Consider the following 18,033-nt stretch of genomic DNA (forward strand, 5'->3'; position numbering starts at 1 on the left):
GTCGTTGTGTGCGCCGACAAGAGATCTTGGGAAGGGCATCCGCCCTTCGGTACTGATGGAGGAAATCATGGCAGCTGTCTGCCAGGTGACGGGAGCTGTGCCCGGTTTCGGACACAACATCTCGCACTCGCACCGACGCACGAAGCGTCGTTTCGACCCGAACATCCAGAAGAAGACGTACTACGTGCCGTCCCTGCGCCGTAACGTCACTCTGAACGTGAGCGCCAAGGGCATCAAGGTGATCGACGTCCGCGGCATCGAGTCCGTGGTCAAGGACATCCTGGCCCGTGGGGAGAAGATCTGATGGCCAAGGCACAAGACATCCGCCCGATCATCAAGCTCCGTTCGACGGCCGGCACCGGTTACACCTACGTGACCAAGAAGAACCGCCGCAACGACCCCGACCGTCTCGTGCTCAAGAAGTACGACCCCATTGTGCGCAAGCACGTCGAATTCCGCGAGGAGCGGTAGAAGCATGGCCAAGAAGAGCAAGATCGCGCGCAACAAGCAGCGCCAGGACGTCGTCGACCGTTACGCCGAGAAGCGTCTCGAGCTGAAGAAGGCCCTCATCAATCCGAACTCCTCCGACGAGGAGCGCGAAGCCGCTCGCGTCGGTCTGCAGAAGCTGCCGCGCAACGCGTCGCCGGTGCGCCTCCGCAGCCGCGACGCCGTCGACGGTCGTCCGCGTGGTGTGCTGACCAAGTTCGGCATCTCCCGTGTGCGCTTCCGCGACATGGCTCACCGCGGTGAGCTGCCGGGCATCACCAAGTCGTCTTGGTGACATCCAGGTAAAGAGGCGCAGTCGTCCTCGGCTTGCCGCCTGAGCGACATGTCGAGACGGCATCCGCCATCCAGCTCCGGTTCGTCCGGCGCAGTGCTTCGAAAGGGGCGTCGTCCTTCGGGACGGCGCCCCTTTTGCATGCCTTCGTCTTTGTGTGCGTGCTTGCCCATTGTCACCGCGGTCACCGCGACATCCGTCATCACATGGCAGCTCCGAGAACAGGACAAGTGATCGAAAACAGGCCAAATCGGCCTGTTTTCGTCGCGAGAGCGCGATCAGTCCTGTTTTCGTGACGGACCGCGCGTCTGAACCTCGGACGGACACCTCGGCCGGGGGCCTGAGGACCGGAGTGTCGGACTGCCACAGCCTGTTGCTGACCCGGTGGCTCGAACTGCTGCCGCATCTGTTGGCCGATCGTTGCTGTGGGCAGGACCGAGGACGAACCCTGTGCATAACTCCGCCGGTTCTGTGTATAACCCTGTGAATAGTCCGTCATGAGGGTCATCAAGCGGTCCAAATGACCTCTGAAACCCCGGAAATCCGCGGAATTCCGCGGAATCTTGGTACTTTGAGGTCGGTTCGCGGACCTGTTCGCCGAACCACTTCAAGCGGCTCATGGCCGTGAAGTTCACCACAAACGCTGCTCCGCAGCAGAACGTCCGAGGAGGACACTCAATGGCTGACAAGTCGCTGAACAAGACCGAGCTCGTCGCGGCAGTGGCTGCGTCGTCGGGGGAGAGCCAGGCTACGGTCTCGAAGGTGGTCGACGCCTTCTTCACGACGATCTCCGAGACCGTCGCAGGCGGTGGCAAGGTCACCATCCCGGGCTGGCTCGCCGCAGAGCGCACGTCGACGGCCGCGCGTACGGGCCGCAACCCGCAGACCGGTGCCGAGATCAAGATCCCGGCCGGCCACCGCGTCAAGCTGACCGCGGGCAGCAAGCTCAAGGCTTCCGTCAAGTAGCCATCAGCGCCTGAGAAGGGGATGCCGGTTCGCCGGCATCCCCTTTCTCATGCCTCCGCAATCGCAGGAGCTCTCCGGTCCCCTCCCCTCACCCCGGTCCCCTCCCCTCACCCCGGTCCCCTCCCCTCACCCCGGTCCCCTCCCCTCCCCTCACCTCGGTCCCTTCCTCCCGAGCCTCACCCGGCCCTTCCTGCCGGGCCGCCTTCACCTGCCGACCCGCTCCGTTCCCGCCGGCCCACCCCGTTCCTGCCGACCCACCCTCTTGTTGGCGCGAACATCGGGGTGGCTCGGCACGAAGCGGGTGGGTCGCGAAAAGTGTCGAGCGGCAACGGTGAGATCGGTACGCGAGCATCGGGGTGGCTCGGCATGAAGCGGGTGGGTCGCGACACGGCATCGTGCGACAACGGCGAGATCGGTACGAGGGCACCGCCGGGGTGACCGGCACCTGGAGGCGGCTCGCGTATGGGGCCGAAAGGCGTCCCGGTGTGACGACTCTCCGTCCACAAAGCTGCAGATTGCGGATGTCTGCGCACCGTCATCCGGACACGTCGGCCGCCCAGGTCCAACCGCCTACGCTTGACTGGTGAGCAGAGTTCAGCGCGTCGCGGGCCCCGTCGCCCTGGTCGTCTTCGCGCTGCTCGCCATCCTCGCGGCGCTCGCGTACGGGGGCGCAGCATCCGCTCCCGCGCTGCTGGATCCGGGTCCCGTCGTGAGGTGGGGACTGCCGGTCGCGAACCTCTTCGTCAATCTGAGCGCGGCGGGCATGATCGGCGCGCTCGTCATGGCGTGCTTCGCGCTCAGCCCCGAGAAGCCCGAGTACGACAGGGCGCTGGATGTTGCGGCCGGCTCAGCCGCGATCATGACGGTCGCGAGCGCGGTCACCGGCGTGCTGACGTACCTCGACGTCACCGGATCGGCTCTCTCCTTCGACCAGCAGTTCAGCGACGGGATCAGCCAGTTCGCAACGCAGATCGCAGTCGGACAGGTCTGGCTGGCGATCACGCTGATCGCCGCTGTCACGACAGTGCTCTGCTTCGCCGTGCGCAACCACACGGCCGTCGTGTTCGTCGCGATCGTGGCGCTGTGCTCCCTCATCCCGATGGCGCTGAGCGGGCACTCCGCAGGCACCGCCGGACACGACCAGGCGATCACGTCCCTCGGCCTGCACCTCGTCTTCGCGGCGATCTGGATCGGCGGGCTGCTCACGATCGTCCTCATCCGGAAGTCGCTGACCGGGGACCGTCTGATCACCGTGCTCGAACGCTTCTCGACCCTGGCGATCGTTTCGTTCGTCGTCGTCGCGTTCTCAGGCGTCATCAACGCGGACCTCCGCATCGGCACGCTGGAGAACCTTCTCACCTCCTACGGTGTGCTCGTGCTGGTGAAGGTGCTCGCGCTCGTCATCCTCGGGCTCTTCGGGCTGCTTCAGCGCCGCTACCTCATCGGTCGTCTCAAGCGCACCGGCAGCAAGGGACCTTTCTGGTGGCTCGTCGCAGCCGAGCTCGCTTTCATGGGCATCGCGTCCGGTGTCGCAGCGGCGCTCGCACGCACGGCGACTCCGGTCGCCGACGTTCCGGTCAGCCAGCCGACGCCTGCCGAGGTACTCACCGGCGAGCCCCTTCCCGCGCCCGTGAGCCTTGCGCACTACCTCTTCGGCATCAACGTCGATCCGCTGTGGCTCATCGGATGCTGCTTCGCGCTCTTCTTCTACGTGGCGGGCGTCGTGCGGCTGCGCCGTCGCGGCGACAGGTGGCCCATCGGACGCACGATCGCCTGGGTGGCCGGCATCATCCTGCTGCTGTGGGTCACGAACGGCGGCATCAACGTCTACGAGAAGTACCTGTTCTCAAGCCACATGCTCGCGCACATGCTCCTCACCATGGCCGTCCCCGTGCTGCTCGTACCCGGTGCTCCCGTCACGCTGGCGCTGCGGGCCATCGCGAAACGCACGGACGGATCCAGGGGGGGCCGCGAGTGGATCCTCCTGGTCGTGCACTCGAAGATCGCTGCGTTCCTCACCCACCCGATCACGGCCGCGGTGCTCTTCGCCGGATCCCTCTGGGTCTTCTACTACTCGTCCTTGTTCAGCTGGGCGACGACGGACCACATCGGCCACGAGTGGATGATCATCCACTTCCTCATCACCGGATACCTGTTCGCGCAGTCCCTGATCGGCATCGACCCGGTTCCGTACCGATTCCCGTATCCGCTGCGGCTCGTCCTCCTGCTCGGCACGATGGCGTTCCACGCGTTCTTCGGTCTGTCGATCATCACCGCGAACGGTCTCTTCCTCGCCGACTGGTACGGGGCGATGGGTCGCACTTGGGGCGTCACTCCCTTGGCGGACCAGCAACTCGCCGGCGGCATCGCGTGGAGCATCGGCGAGCTGCCGACGGTGGCGCTCGCGATCATCGTCGCCGTCCAGTGGAGCCGCAGCGACGCGAAAGAGAGCAAGCGTCGCGACAGGCAGGCGGATCGCACGGGCGACGCGGAGCTCGCGGCCTACAATGCGATGCTGCAACGCATGGCATCCGGCGACGTGAAGAGCGCTGGGGGTGCGGCATCCGCTCCGGAGTCTGAAGTGTCCGACGGCGTCACCGGTCCGGCGGGCACCGCCGCCACGGCCGCGTCCTCGGGCGCTGATGCCACCCGGGAGCCCCAGCGTTGAGCACGGCCGCGACCGCGGTCGCGTCAGCGAATGAGCACGAGGAGCCACGCGGTTGAGCAAGCTGAGGCTGACGGCCGAGCAGACCTCCGTCTACGACGCGATCGAGAACACCAGCGATCACGTGTTCGTCACCGGACGCGCCGGGACCGGCAAGTCCACGCTCCTCAACCACCTGAGCTGGAACACGAAGAAGCAGTTGGTGATCAGCGCGCCGACCGGCGTAGCGGCGCTCAACGTCGGTGGGCAGACGATCCATTCGCTGCTGCGGCTGCCGATCGGCGTCATTGCCGACCACGACCTCGACCAGCCACGCGAGCTGCTCAGCCTGCTGAACTCCATCGACACCCTGGTCATCGACGAGGTGTCCATGGTCAACGCAGACCTGATGGATGCCATCGATCGCGCACTCCGGCAGGCTCGCCAGCGCAAGCTCGAACCCTTCGGCGGCGTGCAGATCGTGCTCTTCGGCGATCCGTATCAGCTCGCGCCAGTGCCTGGGGACGCCGAGGAGCGGGCCTACTTCGCGGACACCTACAGGTCGATGTGGTTCTTCGACGCGAAGGTGTGGGACGAGGCATCGCTGCGCCGCTTCGAACTCACCGAGATCCACCGGCAGCATGAGCTCGACTTCAAGCACATGCTCAACGCCGTGCGGCACGGGCGGGTGACGAAGGAGATCGCCGACCGTCTCAACGGCGTGGGCGCACGTCCCAAGCCCGACGATGGCACCATCACCCTGGCGACCCGCAACGACACGGTCGCGCGCATCAATGCGTCCGCTCTGGCGCGGCTTCCCGGACGGGCGCTGACCGCGAAGGCCGAGGTGTCGGGCGACTTCGGGCAGCGCAACTTTCCGGCGGACGAGACGCTCGAGCTGAAGGTCGGCGCCCAGGTGATGTTCCTGCGCAACGACACTGGACAGGGCGGTGAGCCGCCTCGCTGGGTGAACGGCACGATCGGCACCGTCGTGCGTATCGACGCGAACGTGTTCGTCGAGGTCGACGGCGATGTGCACGAGGTCGAGCCGATGGTCTGGGAGCGGTACAAGTACACCTACAACCCGCTCACCAAGAAGCTGACCAAGGACGTCGCCGCGGAGTTCACCCAGTTCCCGCTGCGCTTGGCCTGGGCCGTGACCATCCACAAATCGCAGGGCAAGACGTACGACAGCGCGATCGTCGATCTCGGCGCCCGCGCGTTCAGCCCGGGGCAGACGTACGTCGCGCTCAGCCGTCTGACCTCCCTGGACGGCCTCTACCTCAGCAGGCCGCTGCGTCCGAGCGACGTCATGGTGGACCGCGACGTCGACCGCTTCATGCACGGCGAGAAGTAGGCCGAACGCTCAGACGGCGCGCGCTCGAACTGCCCAGTGCTTCCGAATACTCGAGTCCGGCTTCGGGACGGGCCGGGGTTCTTGCGCGGCGTCGCGGGTCTGAGTCGTTGCTGCCCGTGTCACGATCCGTCTGGTGTCCGGCCGCCGGTCGTCTGAGCCGTGCAGCGCGTCTGACCAGCGGTCGTCCGAGTCGCGGTGCGCACGGCCGGGCGGAAGTCGGCGCCCAGTGAGCCGAGCTCGGACGGGGTCCGAGAATCAACAGTCGTGGGCCGAACGGCTGGCGTACCCGTGCTGGGCGCGACAGTCGTCCCATGTGGTCTGACCACACAGTTCGCGAGGTCATCACAAGGGATGATTTCTGATTCGATGTTGCTGTCTCGTTACCGCCGCCTACACGAATTCGACAGGTGTCCGTTTAGTCTGAAAGTCAGGACCGGGGGGACCGCGTGGGGCGTTTGATGGCAGGACTTCGGGGGCGAAGACGTCGCTCCGCGCTGATCGCGGCGACCGTGGCCGTCGTGCTCGGGGCATCCGCGGCCCTTTCCGGATGCACCTCGTCGGCCAACACGCCCGTGCCGTCGCAGGCATCCGTGTCGTTGCCGTCCGACGAGGCCGGTGCGCTCAAGAAGGCGGTGACGGATGCCATGGGCCTGACGGCAGCGTCCGGCGCGATCGTCGGTGTCTGGGCGCCGTGGGCCGGCTCGTACACGGCCGGCATCGGGACCACCACGGCGAAGGGCAAGCAGGCGGTCACCGCGAACATGGCGTGGCGCGTGGGATCGGTGACGAAACCGATGACGTGCACGGTCTTGCTCTCGCTCGTGCAGGAGGGCAAGGTCGCGCTCGACGACCCGGTGTCGAAGTACCTTCCGCGGCTCGTCGGCATCGACGGTCTCACACTCGGCCAGCTCTGTCAGAACACGTCGGGCCTCGGCGACTACACGAGCGCGCTTGGCCCGCAGTTCGTCGACAACCCGCAGCGCCCGTACGTGCCGATGGAACTGGTCGCGAGCGGTCTCGGCGAGCCGCGCACAGGTACCCCAGGACAGGCATGGTCCTATTCGAACGCCGGCTTCATCCTGCTCGGGATGGCGCTGCAGGCGGCGACCGGTCAGGACTGGTCGACGCTCTACCGCAACGAGGTGTTCCAGCCGTTGGGTATGGCGTCGACGTCGCTCCCGACCGGGACGGGCATCCCGGGGTCCGCTCTGCACGGATACGCGACCTCGCTAGACGCGGTCAGCGGAAGTCCCACCTGCGGCACGATCGTCGACGACACGCAGGCGGCGCCGAGCGCGACGTGGACGGCGAGCGGCGTCGTCTCGACGCTCAGCGATCTGAAGACCTTCGCCCAGTCGTTCGCGACCTCGTCCCTGCTTCGCGGTGACGCCAAGAAGGCGGCCTGGAAGACCGTGCCGATGGGAACGACGGTCGCCGGATGGCAGACGTACGGCATGGGTGGACTTCAGCTCGGACCGATGCGCGGCCACGACGGGAGCGCGCCGGGCTTCATCACCTCGATGCTCAGCGATCCGGCCTCCGGGCTCACGATCGTGGTCATGCTGAACGATTCGACATCCGGTGCCGCGTTCGCCCAGGCGCTCGCGATGCAGCTCGCGGCGATCGCAACGACCTTCAAGCCCGCCGAAGGGCGCAAGGCGCCGACCATCACGTTGCCGTGGAACGCGGACGCCGCTGCCGCGTCCCTGAACCAGCTCGCGACCTGTCGTCCCGCCGGTGCTCCGGCGGCACCGGCGCCGACGCCGGAGCCCACGCCCGCGCCGGCCGTCTACCGCCCGCTGCCCTCGAACTGAGCGGACGCCCCAGCGGACGGATGCCGATCCGCTGGGCACTATCGTCGATCCCATGCCGATCGTCCCCGAAACCAAGAGCTGGACCTGGGTGCTCGAGCGCCCCTGCCCCGAGTGCGGATTCGACGCCAGTACCGTGCCGTTCCGCGACATCCCGCGGCTCACCAGGGAGAACGTTGCCGCCTGGATGCCCGTGCTCGAGCGTGACGATGTGCGCGTTCGTCCGAACGACGCGACGTGGTCGCCGCTGGAGTATGCAGCGCACGTGCGCGACGTGTTCGGCGTGATGAGCGGGAGGCTCCAGCTCCTCCTGCGCGAGGACGACCCCGAGTTCGAGAACTGGGATCAGGACGCCACCGCAGTCGCCGAGCGCTACGGCGAGCAGGATCCGGCCACCGTCGCAGTACAGCTGCGTGAAGCGGGCCTGGCGATCGCGGATGCCTGGGACGCGGTTCCGGATGCCGTGCTCGGTCGGTCGGGCCGCCGCAGCGACGGATCGGTCTTCACCGTGGAGTCGCTTGCGCGGTACTTCATCCACGACCCGGTGCACCACCTGTGGGATGTGCGCCGGAGCTGAAAGCGGAGACCACTTCCGGCCACCGCAACGACCCTCCGACGCCTGATCCCGTCTCCCGCCGGTCGGACTCATCGAATCCAGTGCCTCGACCAGCGGTTGCGCCGCGGCTCAGCCGCAGAGCGAGACGCCGGGCGAGGTGAGGATGACCGTGCGGTTCTGTTCCGCGAGGGCATCCGAGTAGGCGCCGGTGGCATCCGTCTCTGGCTTGAAGCCGCACCACTCGTGCCCGACACCCGCCGTCGCAAGCAGCGACGCCGGCACACCGAGTGATGTGAGCGCCTGCTTGACGGCATCCGCTCGTTGTCGGGAGAGCGCGAGGTCTGCGGTGTTGCTGGTCGCTTGGTCCTTGGATGCCGTGCCCGTGATCGTGACGACCTGGCCGTTCTGCTCGATCGACGGAACGAGCGCTTCGAGCACCTTGGAGGCGGCGGTCGGATCCGAGAAAGTGGCGGTGTCCTTGACGAACAGCAGGTCGCTGTCGCGCACGACGATGGGCTGCGTCCAGTCGGTCTTCGTGGCGGCGGCCGGGACGGGCACCGCTGTCACGGTCGGCAGGGAGTCTGCGGCGGATCCGGATGCGGGCTCCGGCAGCACGGACAGCGTGCCGCCCGCCGCCTTGATGATCGCCGCCCAGATGGACTCCAGGTTGCTGCGCGCCGTGATCGTCAGTGGCTGCTGCGAGCCGGCGACGTCGCCGAGGCCCGACCAGTAGACCGTCACCCCGTTCAGGTCCGTCGGCAACTCGCCCTTGGACTTCAGATCGGATGCCACCTGCTGCGGGTCAGCGGAGAGCAGCCCCTTCACGGCGAAGTTCAGCGGATCGACGGTCTGCAGCCCGTTGCCGACGACCAGCACGCCCATCGAGTTCGTGCCGAGATTGCGCGCGGCCTGATCGATGGCGTCGAGGAAGTCGACCTCGGGTTTGGACGCCTTGAGCGCGTCGATGTAGTCCGTCACTTGGGCGAGCTTGTTGCGCTGGTCGCTCTTGCACACGATGTCGTCGTTGGCCGTCGACCCCAGAAGCGTGGTCCCGCGCGCCTCCGGCGTGCCGGACGGGATCACGATCGTGACGCTCCCGTTGCTGGCCCCCGTCGCCTTCAGCTGATCCGCCGCGGATGCCGGCAGCTGCATCGCCGGCTCGTTCGCCGTGCTCCCGGCGACGACGCCCAGGTTCCGCTTGTCCGCCTGGCTGCACGGTCCCGAGGTGGGTGACGACGAGCACGCGGCGAGGGCGACGGTGACGAGGCACGCCGCCACAGCGGGAGCGACGAAGCGGATCGGGGATCTCACGTAGCAGGTTCCTTTCGGTGGTGGCGGGTCGTCACTCGGCGGACGCGGGGGATGGCGGATCCCGCCGCAGCTGCAGCTCGTGGATGATCTGGCTGGTGCCCTGCGGATCCCGCAGGCGCTCCGCGAGTGTCGTCGCGAGCTGCGCCCGCAGCTCCTCGAGCTGGGCGCGGAGCATCGCCTGGGCGAGGGTGTATCGCTGCAGGTCCGCGGCGTCTTGCACGGCCTGCTGGGCCACGGCATCCGCTGCCTTGACCTGCTCGGCGACGAGGCGATCGCGGTACTGCCGTGCACGCTGCACGCGGTGCCACCCCCGCTCGACGGCGGTGACCAGCGGACGGGTCGTGAGCCACGCGGCCACGAAGCTCAAGAATCCGGAGGTCACCAGCACGCCGAGCATGAGGAACGCCATGATCGTGTCGGGCGCCGTCCACGAGAAGCCTGAAGTCGTGGACGCCTGACCGGATCCGACCAGCCCGGAGAGCCCGCCGGAGTTCTGGGTGTCGATGCCGGCCTTGATCCTGGCGAGCGTGACGGTGATCAGGATGGCAGCCCAGAGGATGCCTAGTCCGATGACAACGGCGACCCAGCCGCGCGTCGTGATGCCGCTCTCGATGCGGCGGATCAGCACGGCCACCAGGTGCGGGATGGTGACGATCGCGGCCGAGATGCCTGCCGTGATGATGTACATCATGGCGCCGATGGATCCGTACTGGCTGTCGTTGCGCAAGAGCAGGGTCAGCGTCTGAGACAGCAGATAGTAGTCGACGGCGATCATGCCGACGAGGAGCACGTAGACGAGAACGTGCACGAACGGCGAGAGCCGTCCGAGCCGCGGACCACTCCGCGGCGGCTTCATGACGATGTCGCGAGCCATGGCATCCCCCTTGAGTCTTGAGCCAATGAGCGGCGCAGCCGCGCTAGGCGTAGCTGTGGAACTGCGGATCGCGGTCGGCGAGCTTGCGTTCGAGCATCGCGGCGTCCGCCTCGGCCTTGGCCACATCGGCGCTCGCCGTGCGCAGCGCACCGTTCACGAGCTCGATCCGCGCCTTCGCGATGGTCTGCAGCGCTTCGCAGGTCGACTCGTGGCGAGTGCGCTGCCTGGCGAGTTCGGCGAGTCCCGCCCGCTCGAACGCATCGAGCTCGTGCTCGAAGACATCGAGCGTCTCGACGTCGAGCGACTTGCGCATGCGCCAGAGCCGCCATCGCAGTCTGCGCGACAGAGCACTCACCTTCGGCAGACGGTATGCCACGGTTTCCAGGCCGAACGCGTCGTGGGTGTCGACCACGGCGACGACGGCTCCCATTCGGTCACGAGCCGACATGGTTCCTCCTTGCCCCGATCGGATGCCCCGACCGGCCCCCTTCGGCAGCCTGCGTCGGCTGCCCTGCTGTTTGCTGAAACCTGTCCATGCCCTCGCACCAGAGCTCGCTCCGGGAGCTCACGGTGCGTGCTGCTCCAGCGCCGCGAACAGGTCGGTGCCGTGCCACAGCTCGAGCGCCCGGTGACTGTCGTCGACCGTCAGCCACGCAGGACGGGTCAGCACGGGCGGACGATCCGCGATGTTCTCCGCCGCCGGATGTTTGCGCCGCAGCGTGCCCCAGTAGATCGCCACCTTCTCGTCCGAGTAGTCGAAGTATCGGCGGGCGCGCAGCCGCGCCACCGTGAACCGCGTGTGGATCAGCGCCTTGAGGTGGGCCGACCTGCGGTGGTCGCGCTGGATGCGGCGCTCGAGGCGGCGCAGATCCTCGTGAGCCGGCGACGTGGCATCCTGCAGCACCTCAGCGGGTTCGTGCTGCATGGCGGCCGCGCGTTCCGTGTACTCGTGCTGCTCGCGTCCGATCGTCTCCACGAGGGCCTCGTTCTCGGTCCACTGGGCACGCACATCGGTGAAGAACCGCTGTCCCTCGCGCTGAGCGTAGGTGGCGGCGTGCGCCTGCAGGGCCTGGACGGTGGGGGTGGGATCGCTGACCGGCTCGGCTTCGTAGGCGGCGCGGGGCACGCCGGCACGGGCATCCCTCACGGCAAGGCGTCTCAGGCGGCCGCGAGTGAACACCCCGACGCGCAGCGGCGCGCGCGGAGTTCGGGGCGGACGGAGTGCACGGGCATCCGACACGGGATCCTCCTCTTCGTCTCGGTCCGAGCCGCTCCGACGTCTGCCGTTGCGGCTCGCTGCTCGTTCGGAGACCTCGCTGAAGCCAGCCCCCGTCGGCGTCGAGAGGTACACCGTAAGCACCGCCGGTGACAGATCGCCGTGAAGCTCAGCGGACACTGAGCGGATCGATATCCGCCGTTACCTTGCACCGCGTCGACTCCCGATCGTCACCCGGATTGGGGCAGCAGCAAGCCCGAATGCCAGGTTTTCACCCGGAATGGACCCTGGTCACAGCCCGATAACGGGTGCAAGATGGGGGTCATGAGTCACGTGCGCAGAGGGCATGTTGCCGGGGGGCTCGCCTCAGCGCTGGGTTCATGTGGGAATGCCAGGGGCGCGGATGCCGCGGGGGCCGCAACCGCGCCCACTGGCTCTCCTTTTCCGCGGCAGGATCGTGGGTTTCGTCGTCAGGAGCGTGGCGCTGCGAACGACCGTCTGGTCGTCGGTGCCTCCTGGACCCCACCCGACAGTTGAAGGGGTCCGCCCGCCACTCCGATGCGGCGGGGCCTGGCCGGCACGCCGCCCATTCGGCCGAATACACGGTGTGCCGGCCCGAACTCTGTCAGCCCATAAGGTGACACCATGACCAACCGAACGCCGGCCGGCCGGTCCGCGGATGCCTCGGGTGCGGCATCCGGTCGACGTCGCCATCGTCCGCCCGCCGAGCTGATCGCGATCGTGGTGCTCACGTACGTGGCGGGGTTCATCGCGATCGTCGTGGGCATCCTGTTCATCCTGCTGCGGTACGCGGTCGACAACGGGCTGCTCGGGGGATCGTTCGCGGTGACGCTGACGGGGGCGATCGTGATCCTGTTCGGCCTGTTCGTGATCGCGCTTGCATCGGCACTCACGCGGGGCAAGCACTACGCGCGCGTGTTGGTCACCGTTGCGATGGCGGTCGAGTTCCTGCTTGCGGTGCTGTCGCTGATCATCGACGGCACGTCGTACTGGTTCGAGATCGTGCTGATGGTCGTCGCCGTGCTGACCACTGTTGTGCTCTGGGTCGGACGTACGGGCCGCTACTTCGCCCACATCAGCGAGCGGGATGCCGCATCCCGCAGCACCGGCCTGTAACCGGGCCTCGAGCTGGCGCTTCAGTAGTCCCCTGTGCCGCCATGCCTGCGCACGTAGCGGCGGTGGACGAATCGCACCACCTCGATCCCGACGATGGCGACGACGGACATCCCGATCACGAGGACGGTGTCCGTGAGCGACGGATCCACGAGCCCGAGGAACTGGCGGGCGAACGGCACCGCGTAGACGAGGATGAGCCCGATCATCATGGCGCCGACGATCACGATCTTCCAGCCGTCGATCGGACGCGACAGCACGACCAGCACCCAGAGGCCGACGATCGTGAGGATGAGCGTGGATCCCGTCCGCAACTCGTCCTGCTCGATGCCGGCGCCCGTCGCCGCCCACGAATACCACCAGAGCACGAGACCGACGATGACGCCGGCGGGGATCGCGAAGCTCAGCGAGCGGCGCAGGAATCCGGGGATGTAGCGTCGAACGTTCGGCATGAGCGCCAGGAAGAACGCCGGGATGCCGATCGTCAGCCCGTCGATCACCGACAGCTGGCGCGGCAGGAACGGGAACTGCATGATGCTGAGCCCGAACACGATGGCGAGCACCGTCGCGTACGAGGTCTTGGTGAGGAACAGCATCGAGACGCGCTCAATGTTCGCGATCACCTGGCGTCCCTCGGCGACGACGCCCGGGAGGTGCTCGAACTTGCCGTCGAGCAGCACGATGCGGGCGACGGCCTTCGTGGCGGCGGATCCGGATTCCATCGCGATGCCGATGTCCGCCTCCTTGATGGCGAGAGCGTCGTTGACGCCGTCCCCGGTCATGGCGACCGTGTGCCCCTTGGACTTGAGCGCCTGCACGATCGCCTTCTTCTGGTTCGGAGTCACGCGCCCGAACACGGTGTGCTCCTCCAGAGCGGCGGCGAGGGCGTGCTCGTCATCGGGCAGCTCGCGGGCGTCGAAGCCGGTGTCGGCATCCAGCCCGACCTCGCGGGCGATGGCTGCGACGGTCTGCGGGTTGTCGCCGGAGATGATCTTCACGGCCACGCCCTGCGACGCGAAGTAGCCGAGGGTCTCCATGGCGTCGGGACGCACACTCTCGCGGAACGTGAGCAGCGTGACCGGCACGACGTTGGACGGAAGTGTCTCGTCCTCGATCTCGGTCGCGGTCAGCGGCGACGGCGCGTAGCCCAGCACGAGAGTGCGTCGTCCGGATGCCGCCAGCTGCGCCGACTGCGCTCGCAGACCCGCGTGATCCGCATCTTTGAACACCATCTCGGGTCCGCCGAGAACCCAGGTGCCGCTGGCTTCCGACTCGAACGAGACGGCGCTCCACTTGCGCGCGGACGAGAACGGAATCCGACCGGCAGGTTCGAGCGCGACGTCGACTGCGTAGGCCGCGGTCAGGCACCTTGCCGTCGCGTTCGCGTCGGGCTCCGCGCCGTACCAGGCGAGCACGTCGTTCCAGCCTTCCGGCGCTGCCTCTGTCACCGGATGCGCGTCGTCGAACACGATCTCGCCCTCGGTGAGCGTGCCCGTCTTGTCGAGGCAGATCACGTCGACCCGGGCGAGCCCCTCCACCGCCGGCAGCTCCTGCACGAGCACCTGGCGGGCCGCGAGCTTCACGGCGCCGACCGCGAAGGCGATGCTCGTCATGAGCACGAGGCCGAGCGGGATCATCGCGATCACGGCGGCGATGGCGTTCACAGCGGCCTGCCGCCATTCGCCGCTCTGGATCGCCTGCTGCCAGCCGCCGAACACGAACATCTGCGCGTTGAGCACCAGTAGGGCGACCGGTCCGATGATCCACGCCTGGAACTTGAGGACCTTGTCCACGGATCGCCGAAGCTCGCTGGCGACGAGCGAGAACCGCTTCGCCTCACTGGCCAGCTTGTTCGCGAACGAGTCCGCGCCCACCCGGGTGACGCGTGCGACACCCTCACCGCCGACCACGATCGAACCGCTCAGCACCTCGTCTTCGGGCAGCTTGTCGACGGCATCCGATTCGCCGGTCAGCATCGACTCGTCAGCCTGCAGCCGCGACGACTCGAGCACCTCGCCGTCGGCGGCGATCTGATCGCCGGCGCGGAGCACGAGGATGTCGTCGAGCACGACCTCCGCGATCGTCACCTCGCGCAGTTCCCCGCCGCGCATCACACGGGCAGTCGGCGCGTGCAGCAGCGCCAGCTTGTCGAGCGCCGCCTTGGCGCGGAACTCCTGCACGGATCCGATGATCGTGTTGGCGATCGCGCTCAGGCCGAAGAGGGCGTCCTGCCATCGCCCAAGGATGAGCAGCACCGCGAAGCACGCGACGATGATGCCGTTGAACAGCGTGAAGACGTTCGCCCGGATGATGCTCCACGCGGACCGACTGGTGGCGTCCACGTACGCGTTCGTGCGCCCGTCGGCGACGCGCTGCGCGACCTCGGCCGTCGTGAGGCCCGTTGCCTCGCCGGCTGCGTCGATCATCTCTTCCCCCGATCGGCACGTGAACGGCGTCCCGGCCGCCCAGGATGTGAGCCTAATCGAGCACGGATCGCCACGACATCGGCAGGTGAGACGGGTCCGGGAAGCTCAACAGGAGTGGGATGTCCGGACGCTCCGCAGGATCTCGCCGCGACGCGTACGCGTGCAACTGCGCGCGACGATGGAACTGCGGACACGGGGAGTACGGTGGGCACATGTTGATCTTGTTGATCGTGCTCCTTGTGATTTGGGCGATTCTCGCTGTGGTGGGGTTCGCGATCAAAGGCCTCATCTGGTTGGCCATCATCGGGATCATCCTCTTCGTCGCCACCGTGATCATCGGGATCGTCCGTCGCGCAACGCGCAAGAAGTGATCTCGAGGCGTTGCTGCCACACCGGGCGAACCCAGGTTCGGCGCGTACGGTCGGAGGTCTACGAGAGAAGGTCATCATGACCGCCGGCGAGAGCCTGAAGAAGAGTGCCGAAGGCACCAAGAATGTGACGGATCGAGTCGTCGACTCCGTCGAGAAGAAGATCAACGACGTCACCGACACGGTGAGTCACGCAATGGGCTCGGCAGCGGATGGGATCCACCACGCAGCGAGTCAGGACCAGTCGCCGAAGAAGTAGTACGCGACGCGGGACGCGGCTGCCGCCAACATGGCGGGGCCGCGTTCGTCATTCAGTGGAGCCGATGACGGGAATCGAACCCGCGCTGTCTGCTTGGGAAGCAGAAGTTCTGCCATTGAACTACATCGGCATGCCGACGTCGCCGACGGCATCCCCAATCGTAGCGGACCGACGGTGTCGGCAACGCTCTCACCGCACCGCGACTCCCTCGATGTGCGGCTCGACCGTACCCAGGATCCCCGGGGTCTCGAACGCGCGCACCCGCACGGAGGCGAAGCCAGCGGCGCGGATCGCTGATTCCGTGTCGCGGGCGGGGTCGCATCCGTCGTCGATGATCCGGGAGAGCGGTGCGTAAGCACGCTGCAGGAAGCGGGTCCAGCTGCCGCGGGATCCGATGACGTGCTCGTAGAACACGAGCGTTCCGCCCGGGCGCAGCACGCGCAGCACCTCGGCGAGCGTCGCGCGCTGATCGCGGACGGAGCAGAGCACGGTCGAGGCGATCGCGGCATCCACTGATCCGTCGTCGAGCGGGATGGACTCGGCGCGGTCGGGGAGGTACCGGGAGCCGTGGCGCGCGGCGACTCGTGCGGAGAGCTCGGCACGCGCGTAGCGCGCAGGCTCGAGGGCGATCCACGTCACCGACGCGTCGAGCAGGTCTGCGGCGACTCCGGTGCCGGCGCCGACGTCGAGCACCGTGCCGCGCAGCGCGGGCAGGGTGCGGGACCGCCAGCGGTCGCGGGTGTCCACCGCCTCGTCCATCCCTTCACGCTAGGCCGACCCGCCCGCGAGTGTGGATGACGGATGTCACGACTCGGGTCGCGACCCCGCCCGCGTCTCCATTGCTGGCCGTCGCGCGACAACGCGGTCGTACACCCAGGTGGCGGGCGTCGCCAGGATGACGAGGAGCAGTGCGAAGAAGTTGACCGCCGGGATGAAGACACCGACGACGAATGCCAGCAGGAACGACACCGCGTTCGCGCTCACACTGAAGATGCTCCGCCCCGAAATCGGATTGTCCTCACGGGCGATCTCCGGGTGCCGTCTGATCGTGACTGCCAGAAGCAGCAGCGCGATGCTGCTCAGCAGCATCGTTCCGATGTACCACGCGACCGTGGTCGGGGTGGTCCGGAACTGCGACAGCATCTCCGTCGGCAGCGGCAGGAACACGATGGTCAGCGCCCAGAACAGGCTGAGCACGAGGAGCGAGCGGTCGTACGAGGCGACGTGCTCGAACATGGAGTGGTGGGCGGCCCAGAGCCGGGCGATGACGGCGAAGCTCAGAAGGAAGCCAACAGCTGGTCGAGGTTGCCGCCGATGAACTGGGCCGCACTGAGCTTGTGCGTCGCAGCCTCGGCAGCGGAGTCGACGAGCGGCAGGATCAGCAGGGTGATGGCGATCGCGGAAACGGCATCCGTAAAGAAGACCAGCCGGTCCAGGCCCCGCTCCGTGCGCATGCGACAAGAGTACGGGGGCGCGATGCGGCAATGGTCGAGTCCGCGCCACTGGTGGAGTCTGTACAAGCCAGCCGATCGGAGGGCCTCGCGGTGCCGGTTTCGACAGCCTCAACCGGCGACGGCGTCTCCTCCCGAAACCCTCAGCCGGCGACGGCGTCTCCTCCCGAAACCCTCAGCCGGTAGTCTGGCGACGTGCTGCTCTCCGATCGCGACATCACGGCCGAACTCGACGCCGGACGCATCGCGCTGGAGCCATACGAGCCCGCGATGATCCAGCCGTCGAGCATCGACGTGCGCCTCGACCGCTTCTTCCGCCTGTTCGACAACCACAAATACGCGTTCATCGATCCGTCGGAGGATCAGCCGGAACTGACGCACCTGGTGGAGGTGGACGGCGACCAGCCGTTCATCCTGCACCCTGGCGAGTTCGCGCTCGGCTCGACGTTCGAGCGGGTGACGCTGCCCGACGATATCGCGGCTCGGCTCGAGGGCAAGAGCTCGCTCGGGCGGCTCGGCCTGCTCACGCACTCGACCGCCGGCTTCATCGATCCCGGCTTCACAGGGCACGTCACACTCGAACTCAGCAACGTGGCGACGCTCCCGATCAAGCTGTGGCCCGGCATGAAGATCGGGCAGATGTGCTTCTTCCAGCTGTCGTCGCCGGCCGAGAAGCCGTATGGATCGGCCGCGTACAGCTCGCGCTATCAGGGCCAGCGGGGGCCGACGGCATCCCGTTCCTACCTCAACTTCCACCGCACGGATGTCAGCGGCACGACGGTCGGAGAGACCCCCGCTGAGCAGGTGGCCGCCTCGCGCGACGCGCACGAGGTCCCGGTCGGCCAGGCAGCGGCATCCGACACCGTGAACCGGGGGTGACGA

General features: G+C 67.4%; 20 protein-coding genes and 1 tRNA gene. 12 read left to right on the plus strand and 9 right to left on the minus strand.

From position 1 onward, the window contains the following. Positions 1–67: 67 nt before the first annotated feature. The 8 genes from rpmB to ACX9R5_RS03680 all read left to right on the plus strand — a co-directional run bounded on the left by rpmB (position 68) and on the right by ACX9R5_RS03680 (position 8,133). The gene (rpmB, locus tag ACX9R5_RS03645; RefSeq protein ID WP_459407633.1) at positions 68–304 is read left to right on the plus strand and encodes a 50S ribosomal protein L28; all 237 of its coding nucleotides are present in this window, start codon (positions 68–70) and stop codon (positions 302–304) included. Further along, on the plus strand, positions 304–471 hold the full coding sequence (gene rpmG / locus ACX9R5_RS03650) for a 50S ribosomal protein L33 (protein WP_459407634.1): 168 nt from the start codon (positions 304–306) through the stop codon (positions 469–471). The genes rpmB and rpmG overlap by 1 nt, the downstream gene beginning before the upstream one ends. Positions 472–475: 4 nt before the next feature. Continuing rightward, positions 476–781: a 30S ribosomal protein S14 gene (gene rpsN / locus ACX9R5_RS03655; protein ID WP_459407635.1), complete on the plus strand. Its 306-nt coding sequence runs from the start codon at positions 476–478 to the stop codon at positions 779–781. A 675-nt stretch (positions 782–1,456) separates the two neighbouring features. Next, a complete protein-coding gene (locus ACX9R5_RS03660; RefSeq protein WP_459407636.1) occupies positions 1,457–1,744 on the plus strand; it encodes an HU family DNA-binding protein in 288 nt (95 codons plus the stop codon). A 583-nt stretch (positions 1,745–2,327) separates the two neighbouring features. After that, a complete protein-coding gene (locus ACX9R5_RS03665) occupies positions 2,328–4,412 on the plus strand; it encodes a cytochrome c oxidase assembly protein (protein WP_459407637.1) in 2,085 nt (694 codons plus the stop codon). Between the two features lie 52 nt (positions 4,413–4,464). Then, on the plus strand, positions 4,465–5,745 hold the full coding sequence (locus tag ACX9R5_RS03670) for an ATP-dependent DNA helicase (RefSeq protein ID WP_459407638.1): 1,281 nt from the start codon (positions 4,465–4,467) through the stop codon (positions 5,743–5,745). Positions 5,746–6,203: 458 nt separating this feature from the next. After that, positions 6,204–7,559 (plus strand): serine hydrolase domain-containing protein, encoded by a 1,356-nt coding sequence (locus tag ACX9R5_RS03675; RefSeq protein WP_459407639.1) that lies wholly within the window; start codon positions 6,204–6,206, stop codon positions 7,557–7,559. Positions 7,560–7,611: 52 nt separating this feature from the next. Beyond that, positions 7,612–8,133: a DinB family protein gene (locus tag ACX9R5_RS03680; RefSeq protein ID WP_459407640.1), complete on the plus strand. Its 522-nt coding sequence runs from the start codon at positions 7,612–7,614 to the stop codon at positions 8,131–8,133. A 108-nt stretch (positions 8,134–8,241) separates the two neighbouring features. Here ACX9R5_RS03680 and ACX9R5_RS03685 read toward each other — a convergent pair whose 3' ends face one another. The 4 genes from ACX9R5_RS03685 to ACX9R5_RS03700 all read right to left on the minus strand — a co-directional run bounded on the left by ACX9R5_RS03685 (position 8,242) and on the right by ACX9R5_RS03700 (position 11,537). Next, complete coding sequence (locus tag ACX9R5_RS03685; protein ID WP_459407641.1) at positions 8,242–9,423, minus strand: OmpA family protein; 1,182 nt, start codon at positions 9,421–9,423, stop codon at positions 8,242–8,244. 31 nt (positions 9,424–9,454) lie between these two features. Continuing rightward, entirely contained in the window at positions 9,455–10,297 is an 843-nt protein-coding gene (locus ACX9R5_RS03690) for a hypothetical protein (RefSeq protein WP_459407642.1), read from the minus strand. 43 nt (positions 10,298–10,340) lie between these two features. Further along, the gene (locus tag ACX9R5_RS03695) at positions 10,341–10,745 is read right to left on the minus strand and encodes a hypothetical protein (RefSeq protein ID WP_459407643.1); all 405 of its coding nucleotides are present in this window, start codon (positions 10,743–10,745) and stop codon (positions 10,341–10,343) included. Positions 10,746–10,862: 117 nt separating this feature from the next. Then, positions 10,863–11,537, minus strand: a complete 675-nt coding sequence (locus tag ACX9R5_RS03700) for a hypothetical protein (RefSeq protein WP_459407644.1) — start codon at positions 11,535–11,537, stop codon at positions 10,863–10,865. A 621-nt stretch (positions 11,538–12,158) separates the two neighbouring features. Here ACX9R5_RS03700 and ACX9R5_RS03705 point away from each other — a divergent pair. Next, positions 12,159–12,650, plus strand: coding sequence for a hypothetical protein (locus tag ACX9R5_RS03705; RefSeq protein WP_459407645.1), 492 nt, complete (start codon positions 12,159–12,161; stop codon positions 12,648–12,650). Positions 12,651–12,670: 20 nt separating this feature from the next. Here the strand turns inward: ACX9R5_RS03705 and ACX9R5_RS03710 are convergent, their stop codons facing one another. Beyond that, entirely contained in the window at positions 12,671–15,073 is a 2,403-nt protein-coding gene (locus ACX9R5_RS03710) for a cation-translocating P-type ATPase (RefSeq protein ID WP_459407646.1), read from the minus strand. A gap of 212 nt (positions 15,074–15,285) precedes the next feature. Between ACX9R5_RS03710 and ACX9R5_RS03715 the strand changes: the two genes are divergently transcribed. Then, positions 15,286–15,444: a hypothetical protein gene (locus tag ACX9R5_RS03715; protein ID WP_459407647.1), complete on the plus strand. Its 159-nt coding sequence runs from the start codon at positions 15,286–15,288 to the stop codon at positions 15,442–15,444. Between the two features lie 76 nt (positions 15,445–15,520). Continuing rightward, on the plus strand, positions 15,521–15,700 hold the full coding sequence (locus ACX9R5_RS03720) for a hypothetical protein (RefSeq protein ID WP_459407648.1): 180 nt from the start codon (positions 15,521–15,523) through the stop codon (positions 15,698–15,700). A 56-nt stretch (positions 15,701–15,756) separates the two neighbouring features. Here the strand turns inward: ACX9R5_RS03720 and ACX9R5_RS03725 are convergent. From ACX9R5_RS03725 to ACX9R5_RS03740, 4 genes are all read right to left on the minus strand, one after another. Further along, a tRNA-Gly gene (locus ACX9R5_RS03725) sits at positions 15,757–15,830 on the minus strand. 59 nt (positions 15,831–15,889) lie between these two features. After that, positions 15,890–16,459 (minus strand): class I SAM-dependent methyltransferase, encoded by a 570-nt coding sequence (locus ACX9R5_RS03730; RefSeq protein WP_459407649.1) that lies wholly within the window; start codon positions 16,457–16,459, stop codon positions 15,890–15,892. Positions 16,460–16,504: 45 nt separating this feature from the next. After that, positions 16,505–16,936: a hypothetical protein gene (locus tag ACX9R5_RS03735; protein ID WP_459407650.1), complete on the minus strand. Its 432-nt coding sequence runs from the start codon at positions 16,934–16,936 to the stop codon at positions 16,505–16,507. 41 nt (positions 16,937–16,977) lie between these two features. Beyond that, the gene (locus ACX9R5_RS03740) at positions 16,978–17,154 is read right to left on the minus strand and encodes a TMEM175 family protein (protein ID WP_459407651.1); all 177 of its coding nucleotides are present in this window, start codon (positions 17,152–17,154) and stop codon (positions 16,978–16,980) included. Between the two features lie 192 nt (positions 17,155–17,346). Here ACX9R5_RS03740 and dcd point away from each other — a divergent pair, with 192 nt between their 5' ends. Further along, on the plus strand, positions 17,347–18,030 hold the full coding sequence (gene dcd, locus ACX9R5_RS03745) for a dCTP deaminase (RefSeq protein WP_459407652.1): 684 nt from the start codon (positions 17,347–17,349) through the stop codon (positions 18,028–18,030). Positions 18,031–18,033 lie beyond the last annotated feature (3 nt).

The sequence above is a fragment of the Rathayibacter sp. CAU 1779 genome (assembly GCF_054551755.1).

Bases quoted from the DNA above. Each gene is read 5' to 3' on its own strand.
- ACX9R5_RS03740 (WP_459407651.1), bottom strand. From the start codon at position 17,154: ATGCGCACGGAGCGGGGCCTGGACCGGCTGGTCTTCTTTACGGATGCC.
- ACX9R5_RS03680 (WP_459407640.1), top strand. From the start codon at position 7,612: ATGCCGATCGTCCCCGAAACCAAGAGCTGGACCTGGGTGCTCGAGCGC.
- ACX9R5_RS03695 (WP_459407643.1), bottom strand. From the start codon at position 10,745: ATGTCGGCTCGTGACCGAATGGGAGCCGTCGTCGCCGTGGTCGACACC.
- ACX9R5_RS03735 (WP_459407650.1), bottom strand. From the start codon at position 16,936: ATGTTCGAGCACGTCGCCTCGTACGACCGCTCGCTCCTCGTGCTCAGC.
- ACX9R5_RS03705 (WP_459407645.1), top strand. From the start codon at position 12,159: ATGACCAACCGAACGCCGGCCGGCCGGTCCGCGGATGCCTCGGGTGCG.
- ACX9R5_RS03730 (WP_459407649.1), bottom strand. From the start codon at position 16,459: ATGGACGAGGCGGTGGACACCCGCGACCGCTGGCGGTCCCGCACCCTG.
- rpmB (WP_459407633.1), top strand. From the start codon at position 68: ATGGCAGCTGTCTGCCAGGTGACGGGAGCTGTGCCCGGTTTCGGACAC.
- rpmG (WP_459407634.1), top strand. From the start codon at position 304: ATGGCCAAGGCACAAGACATCCGCCCGATCATCAAGCTCCGTTCGACG.
- ACX9R5_RS03715 (WP_459407647.1), top strand. From the start codon at position 15,286: ATGTTGATCTTGTTGATCGTGCTCCTTGTGATTTGGGCGATTCTCGCT.
- ACX9R5_RS03710 (WP_459407646.1), bottom strand. From the start codon at position 15,073: ATGATCGACGCAGCCGGCGAGGCAACGGGCCTCACGACGGCCGAGGTC.
- ACX9R5_RS03720 (WP_459407648.1), top strand. From the start codon at position 15,521: ATGACCGCCGGCGAGAGCCTGAAGAAGAGTGCCGAAGGCACCAAGAAT.
- rpsN (WP_459407635.1), top strand. From the start codon at position 476: ATGGCCAAGAAGAGCAAGATCGCGCGCAACAAGCAGCGCCAGGACGTC.
- ACX9R5_RS03690 (WP_459407642.1), bottom strand. From the start codon at position 10,297: ATGGCTCGCGACATCGTCATGAAGCCGCCGCGGAGTGGTCCGCGGCTC.
- ACX9R5_RS03660 (WP_459407636.1), top strand. From the start codon at position 1,457: ATGGCTGACAAGTCGCTGAACAAGACCGAGCTCGTCGCGGCAGTGGCT.
- ACX9R5_RS03675 (WP_459407639.1), top strand. From the start codon at position 6,204: ATGGCAGGACTTCGGGGGCGAAGACGTCGCTCCGCGCTGATCGCGGCG.